The sequence below is a fragment of the Brachybacterium sp. NPDC056505 genome, from assembly GCF_042794925.1.
Taxonomy (GTDB): domain Bacteria; phylum Actinomycetota; class Actinomycetes; order Actinomycetales; family Dermabacteraceae; genus Brachybacterium; species Brachybacterium kimchii.
Window position 1 is genome coordinate 1 of record NZ_JBHTSV010000076.1, and the last position, 1,269, is coordinate 1,269.

1 protein-coding gene is annotated in these 1,269 nt (G+C 65.0%); it reads right to left on the reverse strand.

Features of this window, described 5'->3' with window-relative positions; translation table 11 throughout:
* Positions 1–34: 34 nt before the first annotated feature.
* A protein-coding gene (locus ACFQ53_RS17705; protein ID WP_226851139.1) for an IS3 family transposase occupies positions 35–1,200 on the reverse strand; the annotation gives its coding sequence in 2 pieces (ribosomal slippage) (positions 35–913 and positions 916–1,200; 1,164 coding nt in all).
* Between the last annotated feature and the right edge of the window lie 69 nt (positions 1,201–1,269).

Below are 1,269 nucleotides of genomic sequence, written 5' to 3' on the forward strand. Positions count from 1 at the left end.
GGGACTGCCGCATGATCAGGTGACAGTTGTGGTGTCAGGCCGCGAGGCTCACGGCCGGTTTCATGATGGTCTCGTATTCGATGGGGGTCAATCGGCCCAGGCGGGCCTGTCGGCGGCGGCGGTGATAGGTCCGCTCGATCCAGGTGATGATCGCGATCCGGAGCTCGTCTCGGGTCCGCCAGCGCTTGCGGTCCAGGACGTTCTTCTGGAGCAGCGAGAAGAAGGACTCCATCGCGGCGTTGTCCCCGGCGGCACCGACTTGGCCCATCGATCCGATGAGGTGGTGACGGGTCAGGGCGTGCACAAACTTCCGTGATCGGAACTGGGATCCGCGGTCCGAGTGGACGATGCAGCCAGCGGCATCTCGACGCCTGGATATCGCGCTCTCCAGGGCATTCACTGCCAGACGCGCCTTCATCCGGGAGTCCATGGAGTAGCCGACGATCCGGCCGGAGAACACGTCCTTGATGGCGCAGAGGTAGAGCTTGCCCTCGTCGGTGGGGTGTTCCGTGATGTCGGTCAGCCACAGTTCGTTGACGTCATCAGCAGTGAAGTCGCGCTTGACGAGGTCGTCGTGGACCGGTGGCCCGGGGCGCTTCCCGTTCTTACCGCGCTTCTTCCCGAACACTGACCACCACTGGTTGTCCCGGCAGATCTTCCACGCGGTCCGCTCACACATCTTCTCGCCGGTGTCGGCGGCTTCGTCGACCAGGAGCCGGTAGCCGTACTCGGGGTCGTCGACGTGGGCGTCCAGCAGGGCGTTGGCCCGGTAAGCCTCGATCAGTTCGGCATTGGTGACCTGCTGTTTCCGCCAGCGGTAGTAGGGCTGGCGGGAGAGCTTCAGGACCCGCAGGGACACCGTGACGGGGATGCCGTCGACGGCGAGCTCGCTCACGAGCGGGTAGTACCTTTTCCCGGCAGGTTCGCCTGGGACAGGTAGGCAGCGGCGCGGCGGAGGACCTCGTTCTCCTGCTGAAGCAGCCGGATCTGCTTGCGCGCCTCACGCAACTCGGTCGATTCCTCCCGGGTCCTGCCGGGGCGGTTGCCGTCGTCGATATCGGCTTGGCGGATCCATTTGTGGAGCGTCATCTCGTGGACGCCGAAGTCCTTCGCGATCTGCGCGATCGTGATGCCGTCCTCACGGGACCGGGCCACTCGCACGACGTCTTCGCGGAACTCCTGGGGGTAGGGAGCGGGCATGGTACACATCCTTCCAGGCCGCCCTACGGGCAAGCCAGATCAGATGTCACCCATCCTTGCGGCAGTCCC